General features: G+C 62.0%; 20 protein-coding genes and 1 pseudogene. 10 read left to right on the top strand and 11 right to left on the bottom strand.

Annotated features, from left to right (window positions below):
- Positions 1–191: pseudogene (locus AC1DYQ_RS16055) on the top strand (IS21 family transposase); the annotation flags it as partial.
- Positions 192–877: 686 nt separating this feature from the next.
- Here AC1DYQ_RS16055 and AC1DYQ_RS16050 read toward each other — a convergent pair.
- The gene (locus AC1DYQ_RS16050) at positions 878–2,698 is read right to left on the bottom strand and encodes a DEAD/DEAH box helicase (RefSeq protein ID WP_477687588.1); all 1,821 of its coding nucleotides are present in this window, start codon (positions 2,696–2,698) and stop codon (positions 878–880) included.
- Between the two features lie 224 nt (positions 2,699–2,922).
- Between AC1DYQ_RS16050 and AC1DYQ_RS16045 the strand changes: the two genes are divergently transcribed.
- Together AC1DYQ_RS16045 and AC1DYQ_RS16040 are read left to right on the top strand one after the other, a co-directional pair.
- Positions 2,923–3,348 (top strand): YybH family protein, encoded by a 426-nt coding sequence (locus tag AC1DYQ_RS16045; protein WP_477687587.1) that lies wholly within the window; start codon positions 2,923–2,925, stop codon positions 3,346–3,348.
- 193 nt (positions 3,349–3,541) lie between these two features.
- Complete coding sequence (locus AC1DYQ_RS16040) at positions 3,542–3,919, top strand: nuclear transport factor 2 family protein (protein WP_477687586.1); 378 nt, start codon at positions 3,542–3,544, stop codon at positions 3,917–3,919.
- Between the two features lie 29 nt (positions 3,920–3,948).
- Here the strand turns inward: AC1DYQ_RS16040 and AC1DYQ_RS16035 are convergent, their stop codons facing one another.
- From AC1DYQ_RS16035 to AC1DYQ_RS16020, 4 genes are all read right to left on the bottom strand, one after another.
- Positions 3,949–4,335, bottom strand: coding sequence for an Hsp20/alpha crystallin family protein (locus AC1DYQ_RS16035; protein WP_477687603.1), 387 nt, complete (start codon positions 4,333–4,335; stop codon positions 3,949–3,951).
- A 112-nt stretch (positions 4,336–4,447) separates the two neighbouring features.
- Positions 4,448–4,885, bottom strand: a complete 438-nt coding sequence (locus AC1DYQ_RS16030) for an Hsp20/alpha crystallin family protein (RefSeq protein WP_477687585.1) — start codon at positions 4,883–4,885, stop codon at positions 4,448–4,450.
- 287 nt (positions 4,886–5,172) lie between these two features.
- Complete coding sequence (locus AC1DYQ_RS16025; protein WP_457282025.1) at positions 5,173–5,418, bottom strand: GlsB/YeaQ/YmgE family stress response membrane protein; 246 nt, start codon at positions 5,416–5,418, stop codon at positions 5,173–5,175.
- 72 nt (positions 5,419–5,490) lie between these two features.
- Positions 5,491–6,084, bottom strand: a complete 594-nt coding sequence (locus AC1DYQ_RS16020) for a DUF4142 domain-containing protein (protein ID WP_477687584.1) — start codon at positions 6,082–6,084, stop codon at positions 5,491–5,493.
- Positions 6,085–6,375: 291 nt separating this feature from the next.
- On the opposite strand from AC1DYQ_RS16020, the gene AC1DYQ_RS16015 reads away from it, so the two are divergent.
- The 6 genes from AC1DYQ_RS16015 to AC1DYQ_RS15990 all read left to right on the top strand — a co-directional run bounded on the left by AC1DYQ_RS16015 (position 6,376) and on the right by AC1DYQ_RS15990 (position 12,992).
- Positions 6,376–7,008: a helix-turn-helix transcriptional regulator gene (locus AC1DYQ_RS16015; RefSeq protein ID WP_477687583.1), complete on the top strand. Its 633-nt coding sequence runs from the start codon at positions 6,376–6,378 to the stop codon at positions 7,006–7,008.
- Positions 7,009–7,213: 205 nt separating this feature from the next.
- Positions 7,214–7,912, top strand: coding sequence for a zinc ribbon domain-containing protein (locus tag AC1DYQ_RS16010; protein ID WP_477687582.1), 699 nt, complete (start codon positions 7,214–7,216; stop codon positions 7,910–7,912).
- A 48-nt stretch (positions 7,913–7,960) separates the two neighbouring features.
- The gene (locus AC1DYQ_RS16005; protein WP_477687581.1) at positions 7,961–9,007 is read left to right on the top strand and encodes a hypothetical protein; all 1,047 of its coding nucleotides are present in this window, start codon (positions 7,961–7,963) and stop codon (positions 9,005–9,007) included.
- A gap of 48 nt (positions 9,008–9,055) precedes the next feature.
- Positions 9,056–10,201, top strand: coding sequence for a transporter substrate-binding and LysM peptidoglycan-binding domain-containing protein (locus AC1DYQ_RS16000; protein ID WP_457282030.1), 1,146 nt, complete (start codon positions 9,056–9,058; stop codon positions 10,199–10,201).
- Positions 10,202–10,499: 298 nt separating this feature from the next.
- Complete coding sequence (locus AC1DYQ_RS15995) at positions 10,500–12,599, top strand: D-(-)-3-hydroxybutyrate oligomer hydrolase (protein ID WP_477687580.1); 2,100 nt, start codon at positions 10,500–10,502, stop codon at positions 12,597–12,599.
- A gap of 198 nt (positions 12,600–12,797) precedes the next feature.
- Positions 12,798–12,992 carry a CsbD family protein gene (locus tag AC1DYQ_RS15990; RefSeq protein ID WP_477687579.1) on the top strand — a complete coding sequence of 65 codons (195 nt, stop codon included), beginning with the start codon at positions 12,798–12,800 and terminating at the stop codon, positions 12,990–12,992.
- A gap of 123 nt (positions 12,993–13,115) precedes the next feature.
- On the opposite strand, the gene AC1DYQ_RS15985 is transcribed toward AC1DYQ_RS15990, so the two are convergent.
- The 6 genes from AC1DYQ_RS15985 to AC1DYQ_RS15960 all read right to left on the bottom strand — a co-directional run bounded on the left by AC1DYQ_RS15985 (position 13,116) and on the right by AC1DYQ_RS15960 (position 18,839).
- Positions 13,116–14,327 (bottom strand): NnrS family protein, encoded by a 1,212-nt coding sequence (locus AC1DYQ_RS15985; RefSeq protein WP_477687578.1) that lies wholly within the window; start codon positions 14,325–14,327, stop codon positions 13,116–13,118.
- 73 nt (positions 14,328–14,400) lie between these two features.
- Positions 14,401–14,868, bottom strand: coding sequence for an Rrf2 family transcriptional regulator (locus AC1DYQ_RS15980; RefSeq protein WP_477687577.1), 468 nt, complete (start codon positions 14,866–14,868; stop codon positions 14,401–14,403).
- A 14-nt stretch (positions 14,869–14,882) separates the two neighbouring features.
- Positions 14,883–17,159, bottom strand: coding sequence for a nitric-oxide reductase large subunit (locus AC1DYQ_RS15975; protein ID WP_477687576.1), 2,277 nt, complete (start codon positions 17,157–17,159; stop codon positions 14,883–14,885).
- A 40-nt stretch (positions 17,160–17,199) separates the two neighbouring features.
- The gene (locus AC1DYQ_RS15970; protein ID WP_477687575.1) at positions 17,200–17,487 is read right to left on the bottom strand and encodes a DUF2249 domain-containing protein; all 288 of its coding nucleotides are present in this window, start codon (positions 17,485–17,487) and stop codon (positions 17,200–17,202) included.
- 300 nt (positions 17,488–17,787) lie between these two features.
- Positions 17,788–18,192 carry a response regulator gene (locus AC1DYQ_RS15965; protein ID WP_457282037.1) on the bottom strand — a complete coding sequence of 135 codons (405 nt, stop codon included), beginning with the start codon at positions 18,190–18,192 and terminating at the stop codon, positions 17,788–17,790.
- A 170-nt stretch (positions 18,193–18,362) separates the two neighbouring features.
- Positions 18,363–18,839 (bottom strand): FKBP-type peptidyl-prolyl cis-trans isomerase, encoded by a 477-nt coding sequence (locus tag AC1DYQ_RS15960; protein ID WP_457282038.1) that lies wholly within the window; start codon positions 18,837–18,839, stop codon positions 18,363–18,365.
- A 211-nt stretch (positions 18,840–19,050) separates the two neighbouring features.
- Here AC1DYQ_RS15960 and ypfH point away from each other — a divergent pair, with 211 nt between their 5' ends.
- Positions 19,051–19,698, top strand: coding sequence for an esterase (gene ypfH, locus AC1DYQ_RS15955; protein WP_477687574.1), 648 nt, complete (start codon positions 19,051–19,053; stop codon positions 19,696–19,698).
- Positions 19,699–20,070 lie beyond the last annotated feature (372 nt).

The raw sequence follows: 20,070 nt of genomic DNA, 5'->3' as shown, positions 1-20,070 counted from the left end.
GGCGTACAGGCCTGGCTCGCAACACCGTGAAGAAGCACCTGCGATCAGAGGAGAGCGAGCCTAAGTACCCAAGACGGGTCAGCTCAAGCAAGCTCGATCCCTACGCCGAGAAGCTGGCCACCTGGCTGGTAATCGAGGCAACAAAATCGCGGAAACAGCGGCGCACTTTGAGGCAGATCCACACACCATTGCAAGAGCATCTTCTAGTAGTGTGTCGTAGTTTGTCGTGATGAAGCTTACTTTTGATCTTGCTTCGAGGTTGCTACGAGTTTTAAATAATTGTTTTACAAACTGCTGATGGGCATCAACCTCTACCAGCGGTGCTACATGTGTACCGATGAGTTCTGCGACACCGCCTGCGGCCGGGCGGTAGCCATAGCGAACAGTAGTGGCGATCGCCTGAATAACTGTTTTGTAGGTAGCCTCCAAGGCTGCCAGAGGGATATTTGTTGCGGCTAAGGTTACCGTTTTTAGTTTGGAACGTTCCGCCAGAGCTATTAAGTCGCCCAAATGACTCAGTGCATGCTCTACATGCGCCTCTGGTGTGAGGTCATCCATGATGCTTTGAAATATCACAGCTGCTTGTCCCGCAAGCAATGCTTTTACCCGTGCTGTGAGGGGATACATAAGTGGAATCCCCGATACCACGCTTGCCCCTGCACCTAAGAGCCAATGTTGTTTACTCAGTTCCAGTAACTTTAGAAGTTCTTCTACTCCGTGCTCAAATGATTTCATGGCGCCTCCTGCCTTATTGTTTGATTTCAAAAAAATGTGGGAGATAAGATTCGTGCCGAAATGCGAGGTCGTGGGCTCGGCGGTGCAAGCGCGATACTTGTGTGGTTGCAATATCTTGGCTAACGCGTCTTCTCTGAATTGTTCATCCGGCGTTCAATCTCACCCCAAACCCGCGATCCCCACCCACTCCCATCACCAGCCGCTGCGTGGCACGCGTAGCCGCCACATAAAACACCCGCGCAGCCTCTTTCTCGTCTTCCCCTGGCGCGGGCATGTTTCCTACGCCGGGTAAGGCCACCACGGGAAACTCCAAACCCTTGCTGACCTTCATGGTCATGACTTTTATCTTGTTGCTGGCGGGGTCGAAGTCTCCCGGGCCAAGGCGGTTCTCCACTGGCAACTTGCGTTGTGCCAACGCCTGTGCGCACAGATCGCGTGTCCTCGTGTCGGCGCACAGTACCGCCATGTCTCCCCAGGCAAAGCCTTCTTTGTGGGCGTTGGCCAGGTGGTCGGCAATGGCGAATGCTTCATCGCGCAGTGTGGGTAAGCGAATGATGAGTGGTGCTTCGCCATCGCGGCCGCAGCTGATGGGCTTGAGCAGGGGGATCCCGTCATCATCCCGGTCGTCTGCAGTCAGCAAATCGGCTGCAATCAGATTGGCGGTTTGCAGGATCTGCTTGGTGTTGCGATAGTTGATCTTCAAAACCGTAGTGCGGCCTTGGGCCTGCACGCCCACGCTCTTGAAGCTGAACTGCTTGGTACGACTGCGATCGTAAATGCTTTGCGCATCGTCGAAGAGCAGTAGCAAGCTGTTGGTCGCCGGGTCGACCATCTGCGTGATGAGCTTGAGCCATTCAGGCGCAAAGTCGTGGCCCTCGTCAATCATGACGGCCTGATACTGGCCACTCGGAATGTGCTTGCGGTCTACGGATGTAATGACGCGCTGCACCAGCTCTTCCACAAACTGCTTACTGCTCACTTGCCCCGGTAGAGCTTGTCCAAAGGCCACTAATTGGTCACGGCACCATTTATGAAAGTGACGCACATGCACTTTGCCGCTCAAGCCCTTGGCGTTCATCACGCTGTGGAGCTTCACGCCCAGCGGTTCGTTAAAGCACAGGATGAGGATGGGCTTCGATGTTGGTGTGTGCGCCTTGGCAAGGTATTCAGCGCGATAACCGAGGATCATGGTCTTGCCTGAGCCCGCCACGCCGTGAATGACCCTGTGGCCATCCCCCAGGCTGCGAGCAAGTTGCTCTTGCTGCAAGTCCATCACACGCATGATGTCGGGCAGTTCGGCGCCTTCGTCGCTGTCGTTGAACAGCTCGCCGCTTGTTTGAACGCGCACTTCAGGGAACATGATCCAGCGCACACGATCCAGCTGCGGCAGCGACATGATGCCGTTCATCATGTAGGGGAACATGTCCCATAGCCGGCTTTGGAATTCCTCTGCACCCACTGGCTCCAGCATCTCGTCCTGGCAGATCACGCGGTGGGGTTCTATGGCATTGCCGAGTTCAGCATCATCGAACTGCTTGCGGGTGATGCCGGTAAATACCACGCCGTAGCTCCACGGAAAGGCCAGTTTGCCTTTGTATTTGCCGTCTTCGTGCACCAGCTGTTTGTCGCGCTGTAAGGCGTCGACCACCTGGTGCGTATATTGGCGCGCCTGCTCAAGAGGGTTCATGACATTTTTGGGAATGCCATCTTGAAGGATTTCCCAGGTCTGCTTGTCGGCACGCTGGATGGTGCTCAACCGCCAGTCCTTAACTTCCAGCACCATCAAGCCGCGCCGGGGATGCATCACCACAAAATCAGGGTGTGCGTATTTGGGGCCAACCGGCACGTCGTACCAGAGGAGATAGTCGTCGTCGAGCTTTTGCTCCAGTCGTTCGGCCAGCCGCCTTTCGCCGCTGGTCATGCGGGAAACGCAAGTGCCGATTGAGGGGATAAGGGTCGCCATTCAGTAGTCACCGAACCATTAACAATTTGTGACGATCATCATGGACCCGAAGTCGCATCGCAGCTAGGGTGCTTCTGCGGTCAAGCCGCTAGAACGTACGAATTTTGCATGTGAATATTCACCAAAATGCCGCGTATTGCGACTTCTCCGCTTTCCCCCTCCTCCCTTGTCCTACGCCGCACCCCGCGCGCCAGGCTTACCTTGACCTTTTAAGGAGACATAAGATGAGCAAACAACAGCAGGATTTCAAAACCTTGATGAAAGAGCGGCAGCACGTCGCAGCCGCGTATGTCAGTGGTGACGCGGCGCCGCTGGGGCGTGTTGTGGCGCAGGAGTCACCGGCCACCTTTATGAGCCCGGGCGGCGGGGTGGTGCGGGGCACGCAGGAAGTGTGGTCGCGCTACCAGCAGGATGCCGGCCGGTTTGAGCCGGGCAGCACGACGCAGCTGGAGATTCTTGACATGGCTGCGGGCGACACCGTTGCCTTCTGGACGGGCATTCAAAAAGCGCAGGCCCGCATGAAGGGTGAGCCAGAGCCCGTGGCGAACAAGCTGCGGGTGACGGAAGTGTTCAGGCGCGAAGGGGATGCCTGGAAGCTGGTGCATCGGCATGCGGACCCATTGGTTGAAGTTGCCAAGCGCCCAAGTTAGCGCTGGGGCTTCTTTCTTCGTCCTCTGAAACTTGAATGATCCTGGCCCGTTGTCAGGATGGCCGTTGCTGTCTGCAGCAAATGGCGCGGCATGCAACACTTGCGCTTTGCCGTAGAACCATGGCTGCGATGAAACGGCCATGAGACCAATGCGCATCAACAGCCGTGAATCAAACAACAAGCCAAGGAAACCCATGCCCACGCCTGAAACCGTAGACCGCTTTGTTGCCCGCGTTGAACAGAACGCGCACACCGAAGCGATTGAAGAGTTCTACACGCCCGACGCCACCATGCAGGAGAACCAGCAGCCTCCGCGCCGCGGGCGCGACAAGCTGGTGGAAGGTGAGGCGAAAGTGATGGCGCGCGTGAAGTCGGTCACGTCAACCTGCGTGCGGCCGGTATTCATCAGCGGTGACAAGGTGGTCATTCGCTGGGTGTTCAATTTTGTGTGGGCCGACGGCAGCGCCATGCGCATGGAAGAGCTGGCTTACCAGCGCTGGGAAGGCGAGCGCATTGCCGAAGAAACGTTCTTCTACGACCCGGCGCAGCGCACGCCGGTGCCGGCCAAGTAAGCAGGCAGGCCCGGCCGTGCGGGGTGCGATCAAGCCGCCTTGATTTCGATGCGCCGGGGCTGTGCGTGCTGCGCCTTGGGTATGCGCAGCTTCAGCACACCGTTCGCCAGTTCGGCGCTGACTTTCTCGGTGTCCAGCTCCTTACTGAGCGTGAACACGCGGTGAAAGCGGCCCAGCCCCACTTCGGTGTGGGTTGACTGCAAACCTTCGGGCGCAGACAGGGCCGACTCGGCGTCTATCGTCAGCGTATCGGCCTCTACCTGCAGGTGCAGCTTGTCGCGCGGCACGCCGGGCAGGTCGGCATACAGGGTAATGCCGGTGCTGTCTTCCACCACATCGACAGGTGGCGTCAGTGCGCCATTGCCGTAGCGCGAGGTGTCTTTCTGCGCCACTTCGCCCGTCTGGCTGGTTTGCATGCTGCGGCCGGAGGTGCTGCCGTTGTTGGCACTTCCATTACCGCTGCTCCGTGCGGCACCGCTGTTGCCGCCGGTTTGTTGGGTGTTTGCGTAGTTCATGGCATGCCTCCTTTCACTGGATGGTGATGCGGCGCGGCTGGGCCGATGCGCGCCGCTGGATGGTGATGTGCACCAGGCCGTCCTTGAAGCTGGCGTTCACGGCGTCGGGGTCGGCGTCGTCGGGCACGGTGAGCACGCGGCGGAAGCTGCCGGCAAAGCGCTCATTGATGTGCAGCGTTGATTGCGCGCCCGCTTCGGGCAGCTCGGTTTTGCGCTCACCGGCAATGGTGAGCAGGCCGCGCTCCAGGCTGACGTCGAGTGACTTCGGGTCAATGCCGGGTGCAAAGGCATACACCTCTACGGTTTGCGGCGTGCCGCCAATGTTCAGGGCGGGAAAGCTGCTGCGGCCAAAGCCGCGAATGCTGGGAGACAGATCGAAGGCCTGCTGCACGTCGCGCTGCAGGCGATCGAGTTCGGCGAACATGTCGCGCGGAAATAACGATCGGTACATGGCGAAAACCTCCATACGGGTTGAACATCAGTGCGCCAGAAAATCGCCAAAAAAAGCGGCTTCCGGCGCCCGGGAAGAGGATGTAGGAATCGCCAAAAAAATTTCAAGAGGGAATTTGCGCACGTCACTCTCAGGCGCGGCGGGTCTGCAAAAGGGCGGCCCAGGCAGCGGCGCGGCGGTCAGGTTTAAAACTTTTTTCGCAAGGCACCCACGCGTGAGCCGCACAGCACAACGCCCCGGTGCACGTGAATGCACCGGGGCGTCTGGCTGGCATTTTTACGGCCTGCTCAGCGCTTGGCGATCAGGCGGTAGCCCAGCAGCAGCACGATGGAGCCAAGCACGGCGGCGATGAAGCCGGCCGTTTCGCCTTGCTGGTACCAGCCCATGGCCGCGCCCAGGTAGGTGGCAAGGAATGAGCCCGCAATACCGATGAGCACGGTAATGATGAAGCCGCCAGGGTCGCGGCCGGGCATCAGGAACTTGGCGACAAAGCCGATGATGAAGCCAATGATGATGGTCCAGATAATTGACATAGCGTCTTCCTAAAAAAGTGGGGAAACCCAGGGCGCGTGCCACAGCCCGCGATGAGTAGCTTACTTGGCGGCTTACTTGGTCGGTACTACAGCCTTGGCCATTTCCAGATGGGCTTCCACCTTGGGCAGCATCTTGCCGGCCAGCGCCTTCAGGTCGGCGTCTTTGGCGTCCTTCTGGATCTTGGTCAGCAGCTTGATGGTGGCTTCATGGTCGCCCACACCGGAACGTTTGGCGTATTCCGTGTCAAACAGGTTGCCTGACAGGGCCTTCATTGCGGTGGCTTTGGTTTTGGCCATCACGCCGGGGCCGTCGGGCAAGGTCGCGCCTTTGGCGCGGGCCAGTGCCTGCACTTCGGCCAGCGCGCTGTTGTGGTCTTCAATCATTTGCTGCGCAAACTTTTTGATCTCGGCGTTCTGTGATTTTTCCAGCGCCATCTTGCCGCTTTCGATCTCGGCGATGTTGGCTTGGGCCAGGTCGTCCAGCATGCCCTTGTCGGCACGGGCCAGCTTGCCGGCGTCGGCCGCTGTTGGGGTGCCAGCGGTGGTGCTGGTCTGGGCCGCGGCAGGCAGGGCAGCCAGTGCCAGGGCAGAAGCGGCCACGGCGGCCAGTGCCACGCTGCTGAGTTTGAATTTTGATCGGTTCAATCGGTTCAATCGGTTCAACATGAGGGCCTCCTTTGAAGGGGTGGTTGTTGATTGGGTTGATTTGGGTATGGAGGAACAGACGCCGCGAAGAAGCACGCCGCGGCAGATAGCGTTGTACTTTCGCTGCTGTGGCGGCCGTGCGGTGCAGGAGGCCGGGCAGGCTCTGTGTAGGAATTTGCTTGCGCGTGGTGTCCGGCTGCCGCGCACGGGCGCCGGCTTTTTGTTCCATACATGCAGCGTGGTGCGATACGATGGCCGTCTGGACAATTTGTCTGAAATTCGAATCGCCTGACTCGCCGGAGGCCGTGCACCATGAAAAAACCCAGTAAAACGCCCAGCAACAAACATCTGCTCGCCGAGCTGAAAAACATTGCCGAAGGCCTGGGCAAAACGTTTGCGCCGTTTTGCGAAGTGGTGGTGCACGACCTGACGCATCCGAAGAACGCCATTCTGGCGATTGAAAACAACCTGAGCGGCCGACGCCTGGGCCAGCCCGCCACCGAGCTGGGCCTGGCGCGCATCCAGGACCCGGACTACCCCGCGGTAATCGCCAACTACGCCAACCAGTTCGCCGACGGCCGCAAGGTCAAGAGCACGTCAGTGGGCATTCGCAATGAAGAAGGCGAGTATGTGGCGGCGATCTGCCTGAACGTGGACCTGACGCTGTTCAACGGTTTCCAGGCGGCGATGTCGCAGTTCACCGCGATTGAAAGCAGCGCCGTCACCGAAACGCTGGACGCCGCCAATGCCGACCGCATACAGCAGTGCATTGACGAATTTGCCGCGGCCCGCGCCACGACCTCACGCTCGCTCAAGCCCGCAGACCGCAAGCAGCTGGTGCAAGACCTCAAGAAAGCCGGCTACCTGGAGATTCGCCGCGGCGCCGAGATTGCCGCCGCGCACATGGGCGTTTCGCGCGCCACGGTGTACAGCGACGCGAAGTAAGTAAAAAGTAAAGCAGGGAAGGTGGGCAGGGTGTCTGGGAAATCAGACATTGTGTCCGACTGAAAGGGGCTCGTACCCTTGGTTTTGGGGAAGAAACCAGGTGCTGCTATATAGTCATCAACGACTAATGGCCGCGAGACGCGCCTGCGCCTGGAAAACAGCCGCAAGTGAGCCGAAAAAATTGTTACCGAGGAGTGAGGGAACCATGACAGACAACACCACGCCACCCGAGGGCGGATCCGGCTTTTTTGGAAAACTCCGGGACGTCTTGTTTGAGCCTGAACCCACGCCCGGCGCGCCTGCCTCTGCGGACAAATCTGCCGTCACGGCGCCAGCTCCCTTGCCATCGGCCGCGGCCAATGTGGCGGCCGCCAAAGCCAAAAATCCGATGGTGGACCGCATGATGGAAGTCGTGATGGAAAAAACCACGGCCTATACGGCGCTGGTAGAGGCCGTCACGCCGCTGGAGGCCTTCATTCCTGACGAGGCATCGCGCTACAAGGCCGCATTCGGCATTGTGGGCAAGACGCGGACGGTGGACCAGATCGTCCAGTCCATCGACATGCAGCATCTTCCCGCGCTTGAAGCGGAATCCCAGCGCTTTCATGGCCAGGCCAAAAACCAGCAGGACCTGCAGATCAATGCACGAATCCGGGAGATAGATTCCCTGCGTGCTTCGGTCGCCAAGGTGGACGAAGAGCGCGCACGCCTGCAGGAAAGGCTGGGGCAGATTCAGCAGGAAGTGGAGACCGCCCACAAAAAAATCGCCGGATTCGAAAGAGAAATTGCGGCCAAGCGCGCGGAGATCGTTGAAGTCAACATCCGGTTTGAAAGCGCTCTGGCCGTGGTCAAGGCCCAGCTGGTGGAAGCCAGGGCAAAAGTCGTGCGCTACCTCGGCACCTGAAGCGCTGAACATTCCTGATCCGTACACGCAGAATCAAAGGACAGAACTGTGAACCTCATTCCACAGAATTTCAAACCCAAATCGTTCTGGGAGCGCCCGGAAGGCGTGACCGGCCAGATCGTTGGCGTCAGCCTGATCGCCGGCGCCGGTTTCCTGCTTTACAAGGCTCTGCCCTACATCATCACGCTGCTGCAAAACACCATCTATGCCGCATTGCTGGGCGTTGTGGTGGTGGTGCTCGGCTTCATCATTACCGACAAGCGTTTCTGGCGCCTGGGCAAGTACATGTACATGAGCCTGATGCGCAAGATCACGCAAGTGTTCGTGGAAATCGATCCCATCGGCATCATGAAAAATTATGTGGAAGAGCTGCAGGACAAGCTCGCCAACATGAACACCCGCATCGCCAAGCTTTCCGGGATGATTCGCCAGTGCAAGGAAGAGATTGCCAACAACAACAAGTCGCGCGACGGATCCCTGCGGCTGATGAGCGAGGCGAAAAAACAGAACAAGACGATGGACGCAGCGCTGGCTTCGCGTGAAGTGGGCCGCATGAACGACGCCAACCTGACCTATCAGGACCTGCTGGCGAAACTGGAACTGCTGTACCGCGTGCTCGCCAAGTACCAGGAGGTGTCGAACTTCCTCATCAAGGACATGCAAAGCGAGATCAAGGTCAAGGAGCGCAAGAAGGAAATGATGGACAACGCCCATTCGGCCATCAAGTCTGCGCAAGCCATCATCAACGGCGACCCTGACACGCGCGCCATGTTCGACATGGCCAACGAATACCTGGCGGCCGACTATGCGATGAAGATCGGCGAGATCGAGGATTTCGCCCGCATGTCCGATAGTTTCATGCGCTCCGTCGACCTGCAAAATGGTGTGTACGAAGGCGATGCGATGCAGATGCTGGCCGAGTGGGAAAAGAATGCCGAGTCGCTGGTGCTGGGCGATTCAAAGCGCCTCCTGATCGAGAACAACCCGTCGCCCGGCCTGCCGGTGAGTATCGTCAGCAGCCCGCAGGGCGTACCCGTGGAAGCGCGCGCCGACGGGGTGGACTGGTTCCAGAAAAATTCAGCAGACAAAAAATAAGCTTCAACAAGACTTCCGAAACCAGAAAACGCAAAGCGGACTAAAGCCATGGCCCTCAAACCTATTCCCCGATTGATCCTGATTGTTGCCGTCGTCGGCGGCGCCGTGTATGGCGGCATGAAATACCTCGATTCGCGCGCCCCTGCCAACATGAGCGGCAACCCCGGCGCAGGGGCCAATCCGGCCCCACCCGCCGACGCGCCCGCGCCCAAGGCGGCGGCTGTCGCTCCGGCCGCGGGCGGCGGGGCAACCTTCCAGAGCATCGTGGACAAGGGCACAGTGCGCGTCAGCGTGCAGTCGCCGGCCAAGCCCTTTTATTACGTTGAAAACGGCAAGCCGCAGGGGTTTAACTACGAATTCCTGAAGGTGCTTTTCGCCCAAAGCGAGTTCACGCCCAAGGGCGGGCAAATCAACATCGACACCGACCATATCGTGGACACCTACCCCGATGTGCCGGCTGCGCTGCTCAAGAACGACAACCGGGGCAATTCAACGGTGGACATCGCCATTGACGGCCTCACCTTTACCGACGAAGACCTGCCGGGCGTGGTGTATTCCATTCCGTATGTCGAGGACTTCGGCTACGCCCTCATTACACCGAAGGTGTCCTCTATCCGGAGCGTTGAAGACCTCAACGGCCTGACCGTCGGCATCCTCAAGGGCGACCCCGACGTCAAGGCGTATGTGTCGCGCCAGTTCCCGAAGGCGCGTCTGATCGAGCTGAGCGACGAATCTGTCAATGGCGAGCGCAACTGGATCAACAACTTCATCAAAAAGGGCCAGGTAGATGCGGTGATTTACGACTACCCCTTCGGAGTGGCCGAAATCCGCGGGACAGACCTGCAGTTCGCGGTGTCCAAGCTCCCGGGTTCCAACATCAAGTACAAGATAGGTGTGCGCAAGGCAGACAGCCAGCTGCTTGAAAACATCAACATCGCCATTCGCAAGGCCAAAGTGCTGCCCGAGTACGGCGAACTGGTGAAGAAATACTTCACGAGCACCAATCTGGCCAAGGTCAAGAACGCCGACAAAACCGAAACGGTCTATGTGGTGAAAGCGGGCGACACACTCTCGAAAATCGCCGCCGCCACGTTGGGAAGCAACATGCGCTTTGGCGAGATTGAGTCGCGCAACAACCTGCCCAACCCGAACCTGATTCACGTCGGCCAGAAGCTGGTGATTCCCAAGGGTTGAAGCACACGTTGAATCCCAATGCTGCAACCGGTATGGCTTGTGGCTGGGTAACGCGGCTGTTCGTTCACCGGGCAGCCTGAATCGCGGCGCATGGCGCCGCTTTTTTTTGGCCGTACGCTTTTCGCTGCGTCTATCCGCTGTGGCAGCGGGGGCGACCAAGCCTTTGAGGCGGTCCGGGGCCAACGCGAGGTTGAGGCAAAACCCTTACAAGAAAAACCTTACAAATCCGACAATCCAAAACGCCCATACAGACGGCATTGCGCTGATGATGTTGTACGAATAACCCGAGGAGGACGACATGAAATTCACCCTGATCAAAACAACCACGGCCCTGGCGGCAGTGGCCGCGCTGGGCGGCTGCGCAAGCGGTGTGGGCGTGCAGCCCAACATCAAACCGGTCTGGCTGGGCGGCATCACCACCGGCGTGTATGACGGCGGCAACGACGACTTGCTGACTGCCGGCCTGGGCAAGAGCGGCCTGGCCGCAACGGCGCCGCTGCCCGTCGACCCTTTGAACCCAAGCGCGGCCGAACTGCGCCGGATTGCGATTTACAACAACTACCGCGCCATCCTCGACATTTCCCCCGGCGGCGGCTACGGCACGCTGTACGGCCCCAATGTGGATGCCAAGGGCAACATCACGGCCAGTGAAGGCAAGATCGCCGGCACGGAATACATCGCCTATTCAGACGACGGCAGCGGCCGGCAGAACGTCACGATGATGGTGCAGGTGCCGGCCAGCTTCAACCCGGCAAGCCCATGCATCGTCACCGGCACCTCGAGCGGTTCGCGCGGTATCTACGGCGCCATTGGGTCGTCGGGTGAATGGGGCCTGAAAAACGGCTGCGCCGTGGCCTATACCGACAAGGGCACCGGTAGCGGCATGCACGACTTGCAGAACAACACGGTGCACCTGCAAAACGGCCTGCGCGCCGACGCAGTGGCGGCCGGCACTGCCTCCAACTTCACTGCCAACCTGACGCAGGCTGAGCGCGCAGCCTTCAACGCGGCCACGCCCAACCGCTTTGCCGTCAAGCATGCGCATTCGCAGCAGAACTCTGAAAAGGACTGGGGCCGCTACACGCTGCAGGCTGTGGAGTTTGCCTACTTCGTATTGAACGAGCGCTATGGCAAGCCTTCGCCGAACGGCGGCGGCCGCCTGAAGACGCTGAACCCGTCGAACACCATCGTGATCGCGTCCAGCGTGTCCAACGGCGCGGGTGCCGCGCTGGCCGCGGCCGAGCAGGACACGCAAGGGCTCATCAGCGGCGTGGCCGTGGGCGAGCCGCAGGTGCAGCTGGTGCCCGATGCGCGGCTGAGCGTGCGGCGCGGCAGCAGCACGCTGGCCGGCACCGGCAAGCCGCTGTATGACTACACCACGCTGGCCAACCTGCTGCAGCCTTGTGCTGCGCTGGCTTCGCCAGGCACCAACGTCTTCAACACCATCAACCCGGTCATTGCCGCGAGCCGCTGCAGTGCGCTCAAGGCCAACGGCATGGTCGCGGGCAACACCACGGCTGAGCAGGCGGGCAGCGCCATGGCCACGCTGGTGCAGGCAGGCTGGCAGCCCGAGGGTAACGACCTGCAGGCGTCGCACTATTCGTTTGCCACCCTGCCGGTGGCGCTGACGTATGCCAATGCCTACGGGCGGGCCGGCGTGCAGGACAACCTCTGCGGCTACAGCTTTGCCGCCACGGCGCCTGCCGCTTCGCCCACACCCAACCTGCCGGTGCCTGCGCCGGCGGGCCCGCTGGCCACGTCATTCGGCACCGGCAACGGCATACCGCCCACGGTGGGCGTGAACATCGTCAACAACGCCAGCCTGGGCGGCCCGATGCTGGACGCGGCTTCCATCTCTGCCGGCAACGTGCAGGACTACAACAGCGCCGGTGCCCTGTGCCTGCGCAACCTGGCCACGGGAAACACCCCCGACGCACTGCGCGTGCGCGAGGGCATCCAGCAGGTGCTGCGCACGGCCAACCTGCAGGGCAAGCCCGCGCTGATCGTGCATGGCCGCTCTGACACGCTGGTGCCGGTGGCGTTTACCTCGCGCCCCTACTTTGGCCTGAACAAGATGGTGGAGGGTTCGCGCAGCAAGCTCTCGTACATCGAAGTCACCAACGCCCAGCACTTTGATGCCTTCCTGGGGTTTCCGGGTTACGGCCAGCGGCTGGTGCCGCTGCACCGCTATTTCATCCAGGCCATGGACATGATGTATGCCCACCTCAAAACCGGGGCACCGCTGCCGGGCAGCCAGGTGGTGCGCACCGTGCCGCGCGGCCTGAGTGGCACCACGCCCAACCCGATCGCGCCCGCCAATGTGCCGCCCATCAAGCTGCAGGCGGATGCGCCGGACCGGATCACGTTCTCCAGCAATGTGGTGACGGTGGCTGATTGAGTGATGAAGGTGTACAGGCAAACAGGGACCGACATGCGTTTGGGTGCTTGGCCTACGCTGCGTTCCCGGCAGCCCGGTATCTTGGTAACTGGCTGACGTGACACGACGAACGTTGGCCCGGGATACCCCTCGCGATGGCCTCGCAAGGGTCTCGCCAGGGTTTCCTGGACCTTCCCGTCGAATTCATCAGGAGTCATCATGAACAAGGATCAAGTCAAAGGCGCAGCCAAAGACGCAGCTGGCAAGGCACAGGAAGCTGCCGGCAAGCTCGTGGGAAGCAAGGACCAGCAAGCCAAGGGCTTGGTCAAACAGGTGGAAGGCTCTGTGCAGAAAAATTATGGTGATGCCAAGGAAGTCGTCAAGGACGTGACCAAGGGCAACAACCGCTTCTGAGGCTTTTGAGCCAGCATGCCCGGCTTGCCGGGCAGCATGAACAGCGGCGCATTGGCGCCGCTTTTTTATGGGTGTTTGTTTTTCAGCTTTGGTGTGGCGGGGCGGGCTGACCCGGCCAGTCACCTAGCCGGGATGCCCGTCCGCACGCGCACGCGTCAGGGCCGGCCAGTAGCTCACGGCATACAGCGCGAAGCCGGCGGACCACAGCGCGGCCGAAACCAGTACGGCGTGCAGCGTCTCGGCCGGCGCGATAAGCGGCACGAACACGCGCACCAGCGCCGAGGCGAGGACAAGCACATAGCAGGTGACTTCGGTGCGGCCCGCCTGGAGCTGCCGGCCGGTATGGCCGAGCGCGGTGCGGGTCATCATGCCGATGATGAGCCCGCCGATGGCGCCCACCGTCAATGCGTGGGTTGCCGCCGAAGGTGTGACCCAACCGGCCGCAGCCAGGACGCGCAGCACCAGGTGCACCGGAATCCAGAAGTAGGCGGCATGTAGCACCCAGACCAGCGGTGTGTGCATGGTCTTCCACGGTTGCCACAGTGCCCAGCGCGCAAGGTGTGCGGCCGCACAAACGCCGGCCAGCGCCGCCAGCGGTGCGCCCTGCAGCTGCAGCGCATCGGCCAGCAGCAGCACCAGCACCGAGCCCAGCGCGGCTTTCTCGAGCCAGGGGCGGCGGGTGGCGTTGGCGCCCGGCACGCCGTTGTTGGTGAACATGGGGATCACGCGGCCACCCATCACGGCCATGATGAAGAGCATGACGTCAAGCGCGGCCTGAATGCCGACCCAGCCGGGCAACTGCATGAGCCCGAGCTGCGCAAGATGCACCGCCAGCACGGCCACCGCCATCAGCAGCAGCAAGCCGATGAAAAAGTAGTTGCGGCGATTGCGCGCGGCGATGAAGGGAATCGCCAGCGCGGCGGCCGCGGCCAGCGGAAACGCGACGTTGACCGCCGCCGCTGCCCAGCCGAAGGGCGTGAGCACAAGCACCCGCCCGGCCACCCAGAGCGCTGCCAGCGCGGCCAGGGGCAGGCCGGTGGGCGTGGGGCGGTTGGACCAGTTGCGCCCGGCCGTGAACAGGAAGCCCACCACCACGGCCAGCGTGAAGCCGAACAGCATTTCGTGCGCATGCCACATCGGCCCCTGCAGGTAGGGCTGGCCCAGCCAGCCGGCGAACTGCAGCGCCCACAGGCCAATCGACAGCGCGGCGAACACGCTTGCCAGCAGGTAGAAGGGCCGAAAGCCGGTTTGCCAGAGCGCGATGCCTTGCGTTTGCGCCGATGGAACAGGAGCGCTTTTGGGCGGGCTTTTGAACTGGATGGGCTGTGTTGTCATGCAGGAATATCCGTAGGTAGCGTGGTGTGCGGCGAACTGTTGCTGATGCACTCTGCGACAACAGGGGTTGCGCTCATGAGGCGCGCCCGGCCGGCGAAGCCGATGCCGTCTGGCTGGTGAAGAAGCTGGCGAGCGACTGACGGTTGCGAACGAGGTCTGCCAGCGTGTAGCGGTCGAGCACGCTGTAAAACGCGTCGACCGCTTCGCCAAGCACGCCGCGCAGGCGGCAGATGCGGGTGATGGCGCAATGGCCGCCCGCCTCTTCAAAGCATTCGGCCGGCACGTCCGTTCCTTCGGTTGCGCGCACCACCTCGCCCACAACGATCAGCTCCGGCGCTTTTGCCAGCCCCAGCCCGCCGCCCTTGCCGCGCACGTTGGCCAGCCAGCCGTTCTTGCCGAGGAAGTGCACAACCTTCGTCAGGTGGTGTTCGGACACGTCAAACGCATCCGCTATCCCGGCGATGGTGGCGCGCCGCTCTGGTTGCGCCGCCAGGTAGATCAACACACGCAGGCTGTAGTCGGTGAAAGCCGTGAGTTTCATGGTGGCTTGCCGGGTCAGGGCCCCGCCGTTGCGGGTACCGCGGTCATGCCGGCCGGCTGTACGGCCGGGCGGCGCAGCAGGCGCGCGGCATACCAGGCCAGGAAGCACGCACCGATGGCGAACAGGATGTCGCCGGGTACGCGCATCCAGACCAGGGTTTCCATCACGCCCGAGTGGATGATCTCGGGCGAGCGGGCGTACCACAGGCCCTTGGTGACGCTGGCCCAGGCCTGGTAGATGCCGGCAGGCAGCAGCGACAGGAAGACCATCATCGCCAGGCCGATGTTCAGGCTCCAGAAGGCGGGCTTGAGCAGGTTGTCGGCATGCAGGTGGCGCGCATACAGGCCGCGCAGGCAGAACAGCATGAGGCCGATGCCCAGCATGCCGTAGACACCGAACAGCGCGGCATGGCCGTGGGCCGCCGTCATGTTCAGCCCCTGCACGTAGTACAGCGAAGCCGGCGGATTGATGGCAAAGCCCAGCAGGCCGGCGCCCACGGTGTTCCAGAAACCGACGGCCACAAAACACATCACGGGCCATTGGTAGGTGGCGAGCCATGGCATGGCCCTGGAGCGCCGGTAAGTCTGCAGGGCTTCCAGGCCGATCAGGGTCAGCGGCACCACTTCGAGCGCCGAGAACACCGCGCCGACGGCGATGACCGAGATCGGCGTGCCGGTGAAATACAGGTGGTGCAGGGTGCCCAGGATGCCGCCGAACAGGAAGATGATGGTCTCGGCGATGATGGCGCGGTTGGCGCTTTCGGCGCGCACGAGGCCCAGCTTGGTGAAGATCAGCGCGACGACGGCGGTGGCGAACACTTCAAAGAAGCCTTCGACCCACAGGTGGACCAGCCACCAGCGCCAGTACTCGATCATCGAATAGTGGGTGTGCTGGCCCCAGGTGAGTGACGAGGCGTAGAAGCCGCCTATGCACATGGCCGACAGGAACACCATGGCGATCATGCCGCGCGTTTCCGAAGGTTTGACCAGTGCCGGCCACAGCGCGCGGCCCAGCAGGAATACCCAGAACAGCAGGCCCACGAACAGCAGCAGCTGCCAGACACGGCCCATGCTGGTGAACTCCAGGCCCTGGTTGCCGATCCAGAAACTGAAGTCGACACCGCGATGCTGCAGCGTGCCCAGCCAGCCGGTGGCGGTAGAGCCGACAACAATGGCGATCAACGCCCAGAACAGCACGTCGACGCCGAGCTTTTGCAGTTTGGGCTCTCGGCCCGACAGCAGCGGCGCGATGTAAAGGCCCGTGGCCAGCCATGCGGTGGCGATCCAGAAGATGCCGACTTGCGTGTGCACCGTGCGGCTGACGACATAGGGCAGCACCTGCGCGAGCGGCAGGCCGAAGAAGGACGACCCCTCAACTGCGTAATGCGCGGTGACCACGCCCATGCCGATCTGCAGCAGCATCAGGCCGATCACGGCAAAGAAGTACTTGCGCGTGGCCTTCATCGAAGGTGTGGCAACGGCGCCCAGCAAAGGGTCGGCCTGGGGCGGTTGCGCCTCGGGCCCGTGCCGCTGGCTTCCATGCAGCCACAGCATGGCGGCTATGCAGGCCAGCAGCAGGACGATGCTGACCATCGACCAGATGGCGGCCGAGTTGGTCATGGTGTTGCCCACCAGCGGCTCGTGCGGCCAGTTGCTGGTGTAGGAAAGGTTTTCTTCTCCTGGGCGGTCGGTAACGGCGGCCCAGGATGTCCAGAAGAAGAATGCCGCGAGCGCCTGGCGGTCGGCTGCGTCGGGCAGCGCGCCTTCGCTCATGGCGTATTGCTCGCGCAAGGCGTCCAGGCTGGCGTCGTGGCCGAACAGGCCTTCGTAGTGGCGCGCCACCTCGCGGATGGCTTGCGCCCGCGCGGGTGTGACGGTGACGGCGCCGCTGGCCGCGTCGTAGGTGTTGCGGCGCATTTCTTCCTTGAGCGCCGCTGCGACTGCGCCGTGGTCTGAGGCCGTGAGCGCGGCGGGCGCCTTGCGAAGCTCCTGCGTGCGCAGGGCCTGCAGGGCCAAAGCTTCCCGGTGCAGCCAGTCGGCAGACCAGTCCGGCGCCACATAGGCGCCGTGGCCCCAGACACTGCCTTGCTGCTGGCCGCCGCTGGCCAGCCAGGCGCGCTGCCCTCTTTGCACCTGCTCGCCCGTGAAAAGCACGTCGCCTGTGGTGCTGACGACGGCGTTGGGGATGGGCGGTGCGGTCAGGTAGATCTGCCAGCCGAGGTAGCCGAGCGCCCCGAAGGACAGGACGAATACGAAGCCGAGCCAGCGCCACAGCATGTTGTTGTTTTTCATCGGGTTTCCTTGGGAAGTCTTGAGTGGGAATGCGTGGAAGTCAGCCACCACCGCAGGCGCCGCAGCACTGCCGGCCGCCCTGTGCAGGTGCAAGCCGGGTGATGGCGACGCGCCAGGTGTCGGGCCCCTGCTCCAGGTAGTCCCAGGAGAATCTGCCGGGCAGGTCCATCATGAACCGGGCATGCAAGGGCTTCGGGTTGTGGTCGTTGATCAACTCCATGGCCTGGCCGGTGCCGAGTTGGTCGAATGTCGAGAAGACCAGCGGATGGCGCTCGCTGGGCGCAAGCTCGCGGAGATCGACCCTGGTGTGGGAAGCGGTGTGTGTCATGGGGACTCTTTCAAAGGAATCGCGAATGGTCTTCATAAGATGCATTCGAGATACACCTATGGTTAGCCATCGGTCCCTGGGCGCTGTTGATCCAGATCAAACGGAGCCGCTGCAGGCAGCACTTTTCTGGTTTTGCCGCAGAAGCCGGCGTGGAGTGCGGGCGCGGCGATGCAGCGCGCCCAGGCGGGCGTTCACATCAGGGCCTGCCGGGCAGCGAGAGTCGCGGCATGGCGCCGCTTTTGTGTGTGGGCTTGTTTTAGCGGGCGCCTGAGCAGAACGCCTGCCGCTTGAACGTGGGGACTACTGGGGCAGCAGCGGGGCCGTACCGCCCAGGCTGGCCGCATGGGCCTGGCAATAGAGCACCAGCTTTTCCACGTCCTGCGATTTGTCGAACACCTCGTCGGCGCCGAGCTCGCGGCAGTAGTGCAGGATGTTTTCCTGGTTGTGGCTGGTCAGCACCACGACCTTCTGGCGGGAGCTGCGGTGCTGGCAGTCTTTCAGCACGCCAAAGCCGGAGCCTTCGGCGAGAAAGAGGTCGACGATTGCAAGGTCCCAGTCATCGTGGTGGGAACCCAGCCACTGGCGGGCGCTGGACTCGGAATCGGCGTGGCCGACGAAACGCAGGGGTGCGATTTCTTCCATGGCCTCAACCAGTGTTTTGCGTATGTCCGGCTTGTCTTCGACAAGAAACGCGTTGATGACCATGGGTACCTCTGAAGTTAATCCATGAAGTTAGCCATCATCCTGCGCCGGGGCTGTGGTCGTGCATCTCCGGGGGATGTAGGCTCAATCCCACTGTAGTTCAGCGGGCCCCCCAGAGCGGTAACGGTACGTAACGCTAACGGCTTAATCGCCGAACGGTCACGTTGCGCAGATTAATGGTGGTGGCCGTGCTCGCCGTGCACATGGCGGTGGGCAATTTCTTCCTCCGAAGCGGCGCGCACGTCGGTCACTTTCAGGGTGAAACGCAGGGCCTTGCCGGCCAGCGGGTGGTTGCCGTCCAGCAGGACGGTGTCGCCCTTGATCTTGGTGACGTTGAAGACATGCTCGCGGCCGTCGTCGCCCCGGCCTTCGAGCTGGCCGCCCACCTTGACCCCGGGCGGAAACTGCGTGCGGGGGATGGTGCGCACCAGGCTTTCGTCGCGCAGGCCGAAGGCGTCCGCCGGCTCCAGCGCCAGCACGGTCTGGAAGCCCTTTTCCTGGCCGTCCAGCGCTTCTTCGATCTTGGGCAGGGTGTTGCCGTAGCCGCCGTGCAGGTAAACCATGGGGGCGCTGCTTTGCTCAACCAGCTTGCCCTGGGCGTCTGCCACCTTGTAGCTAAGGGTAACGGCGGTGTTTTTTCCGATTTTCATGGTGTTTTTCCAGATCTCTGGTGCGTGAAAAACGCTGATTCTCGCCGACTCGGGCCAAAATTGTCCGGACGGCCGGAACGGGAGGCTGTTGTCGCGGGGCCGCCCGGCTGATGTTGAAAGCCGGCGTGGAGGCCCCAGATGCGTTTTCCCCCCCCGCCTTCCCGCCTGCTTCCGCCTGCTTTTGCCTGTTTTTTTATCACGACGCCCTGCCATGAACCCCATTGACACCGAAACCATTGAACTGCTTCCGGCCACCGCCGTACCGCGGCAGCTGTTTGTGCTGCTGCACGACGCGGGCGGCACGGCCGCCGACATGCTGGAGCTGGGCAACCTGCTGGGCGGCGCGTTTCCCGAGGCGGCCGTGCTGATTCCGGAAGGCCTTTCGGGCCCGCATGCCGATGCGGCGGGCGCTACCGCGGCGGGCAAAGATGACGCCGCTGCGCTGGCCGCGCGCGTGGAGGTTCTGGCGGCCTTTGTGCGTGCGCAGCAGCGGCGCTTTGAGATCCTGCAGTCGGACACCGCGCTGGCCGGCTTTGGCGCCGGCGCCAGCCTGGCGCTGGCCCTGAGCGATGCGCACGACGGCCTGGCGGGCCGCCTGCTGGCTTTCGGCGGCGGCTACCAGATCTGGCCGGCGAAAGCGCCCGCACTCACCACCCTGCACCTGCTGCACGGGCAAAACGACGACGTGGTGCCGCTGGCACGCACGCGCGGCGACTTCGACCACCTGATGGAACTGGGCGCCGACGCCACCCTGGACGTGGCTGCCAGGCTGGGCCACGAACTGCACCCCGCGCTGATGGACCAGGCCGTGACGCGTCTGCAGACCTGCGTGCCGCTGCGGCACTGGAAAGCCGTGTAGAGAATCACCCCCGTCCAGGCTCACTGCGTGTAGCTTGTTCCCCCTCGAGGGGGCGGTGAAACTGGTACACCCCTGTCCAAGCTCACTGCGTGTAGCTTGTTCCCCCCTCGAGGGGGCGGCGCCTGCGGCCCGGCAAAGCCGGTTCCGCGGCCCCTGCTGGCTTGGGTGTGGCGGCTCAGGTATTTCTCAAGAAAATAGTGCCGAGAGCCAAGCGGGACGGGCGCAAGCAGCTCCTAAATCAATAGCAACTGGGTGCGCACCGGATACGGAACCTTCGACAGGCTCGGGATGATCGGATATGAAGCGTGTAACCGCGGCGAGCTCTTAAGCCAGCATGAGCCGCGGAACCGGCTTTGCCGGGCCGCAGGCGGG

Source organism: Polaromonas sp. P1_F4, from assembly GCF_056405675.1.
The sequence above is the reverse complement of the archived record's forward strand: the minus strand, read 5'-3'. Positions and strand labels throughout refer to the sequence as shown.

Excerpts from the sequence above, each read along its gene's own strand:
- AC1DYQ_RS15960 (WP_457282038.1), bottom strand. The coding sequence starts at position 18,839 with ATGAAAATCGGAAAAAACACCGCCGTTACCCTTAGCTACAAGGTGGCA.
- AC1DYQ_RS16035 (WP_477687603.1), bottom strand. The coding sequence starts at position 4,335 with ATGCAAACCAGCCAGACGGGCGAAGTGGCGCAGAAAGACACCTCGCGC.
- AC1DYQ_RS15965 (WP_457282037.1), bottom strand. The coding sequence starts at position 18,192 with ATGGTCATCAACGCGTTTCTTGTCGAAGACAAGCCGGACATACGCAAA.
- ypfH (WP_477687574.1), top strand. The coding sequence starts at position 19,051 with ATGAACCCCATTGACACCGAAACCATTGAACTGCTTCCGGCCACCGCC.
- AC1DYQ_RS16010 (WP_477687582.1), top strand. The coding sequence starts at position 7,214 with ATGACAGACAACACCACGCCACCCGAGGGCGGATCCGGCTTTTTTGGA.
- AC1DYQ_RS16000 (WP_457282030.1), top strand. The coding sequence starts at position 9,056 with ATGGCCCTCAAACCTATTCCCCGATTGATCCTGATTGTTGCCGTCGTC.
- AC1DYQ_RS15985 (WP_477687578.1), bottom strand. The coding sequence starts at position 14,327 with ATGACAACACAGCCCATCCAGTTCAAAAGCCCGCCCAAAAGCGCTCCT.
- AC1DYQ_RS16045 (WP_477687587.1), top strand. The coding sequence starts at position 2,923 with ATGAGCAAACAACAGCAGGATTTCAAAACCTTGATGAAAGAGCGGCAG.
- AC1DYQ_RS16030 (WP_477687585.1), bottom strand. The coding sequence starts at position 4,885 with ATGTACCGATCGTTATTTCCGCGCGACATGTTCGCCGAACTCGATCGC.
- AC1DYQ_RS15975 (WP_477687576.1), bottom strand. The coding sequence starts at position 17,159 with ATGAAAAACAACAACATGCTGTGGCGCTGGCTCGGCTTCGTATTCGTC.
- AC1DYQ_RS16040 (WP_477687586.1), top strand. The coding sequence starts at position 3,542 with ATGCCCACGCCTGAAACCGTAGACCGCTTTGTTGCCCGCGTTGAACAG.
- AC1DYQ_RS15995 (WP_477687580.1), top strand. The coding sequence starts at position 10,500 with ATGAAATTCACCCTGATCAAAACAACCACGGCCCTGGCGGCAGTGGCC.
- AC1DYQ_RS16025 (WP_457282025.1), bottom strand. The coding sequence starts at position 5,418 with ATGTCAATTATCTGGACCATCATCATTGGCTTCATCATCGGCTTTGTC.
- AC1DYQ_RS16015 (WP_477687583.1), top strand. The coding sequence starts at position 6,376 with ATGAAAAAACCCAGTAAAACGCCCAGCAACAAACATCTGCTCGCCGAG.
- AC1DYQ_RS15980 (WP_477687577.1), bottom strand. The coding sequence starts at position 14,868 with ATGAAACTCACGGCTTTCACCGACTACAGCCTGCGTGTGTTGATCTAC.
- AC1DYQ_RS16050 (WP_477687588.1), bottom strand. The coding sequence starts at position 2,698 with ATGGCGACCCTTATCCCCTCAATCGGCACTTGCGTTTCCCGCATGACC.
- AC1DYQ_RS15970 (WP_477687575.1), bottom strand. The coding sequence starts at position 17,487 with ATGACACACACCGCTTCCCACACCAGGGTCGATCTCCGCGAGCTTGCG.
- AC1DYQ_RS15990 (WP_477687579.1), top strand. The coding sequence starts at position 12,798 with ATGAACAAGGATCAAGTCAAAGGCGCAGCCAAAGACGCAGCTGGCAAG.
- AC1DYQ_RS16020 (WP_477687584.1), bottom strand. The coding sequence starts at position 6,084 with ATGTTGAACCGATTGAACCGATTGAACCGATCAAAATTCAAACTCAGC.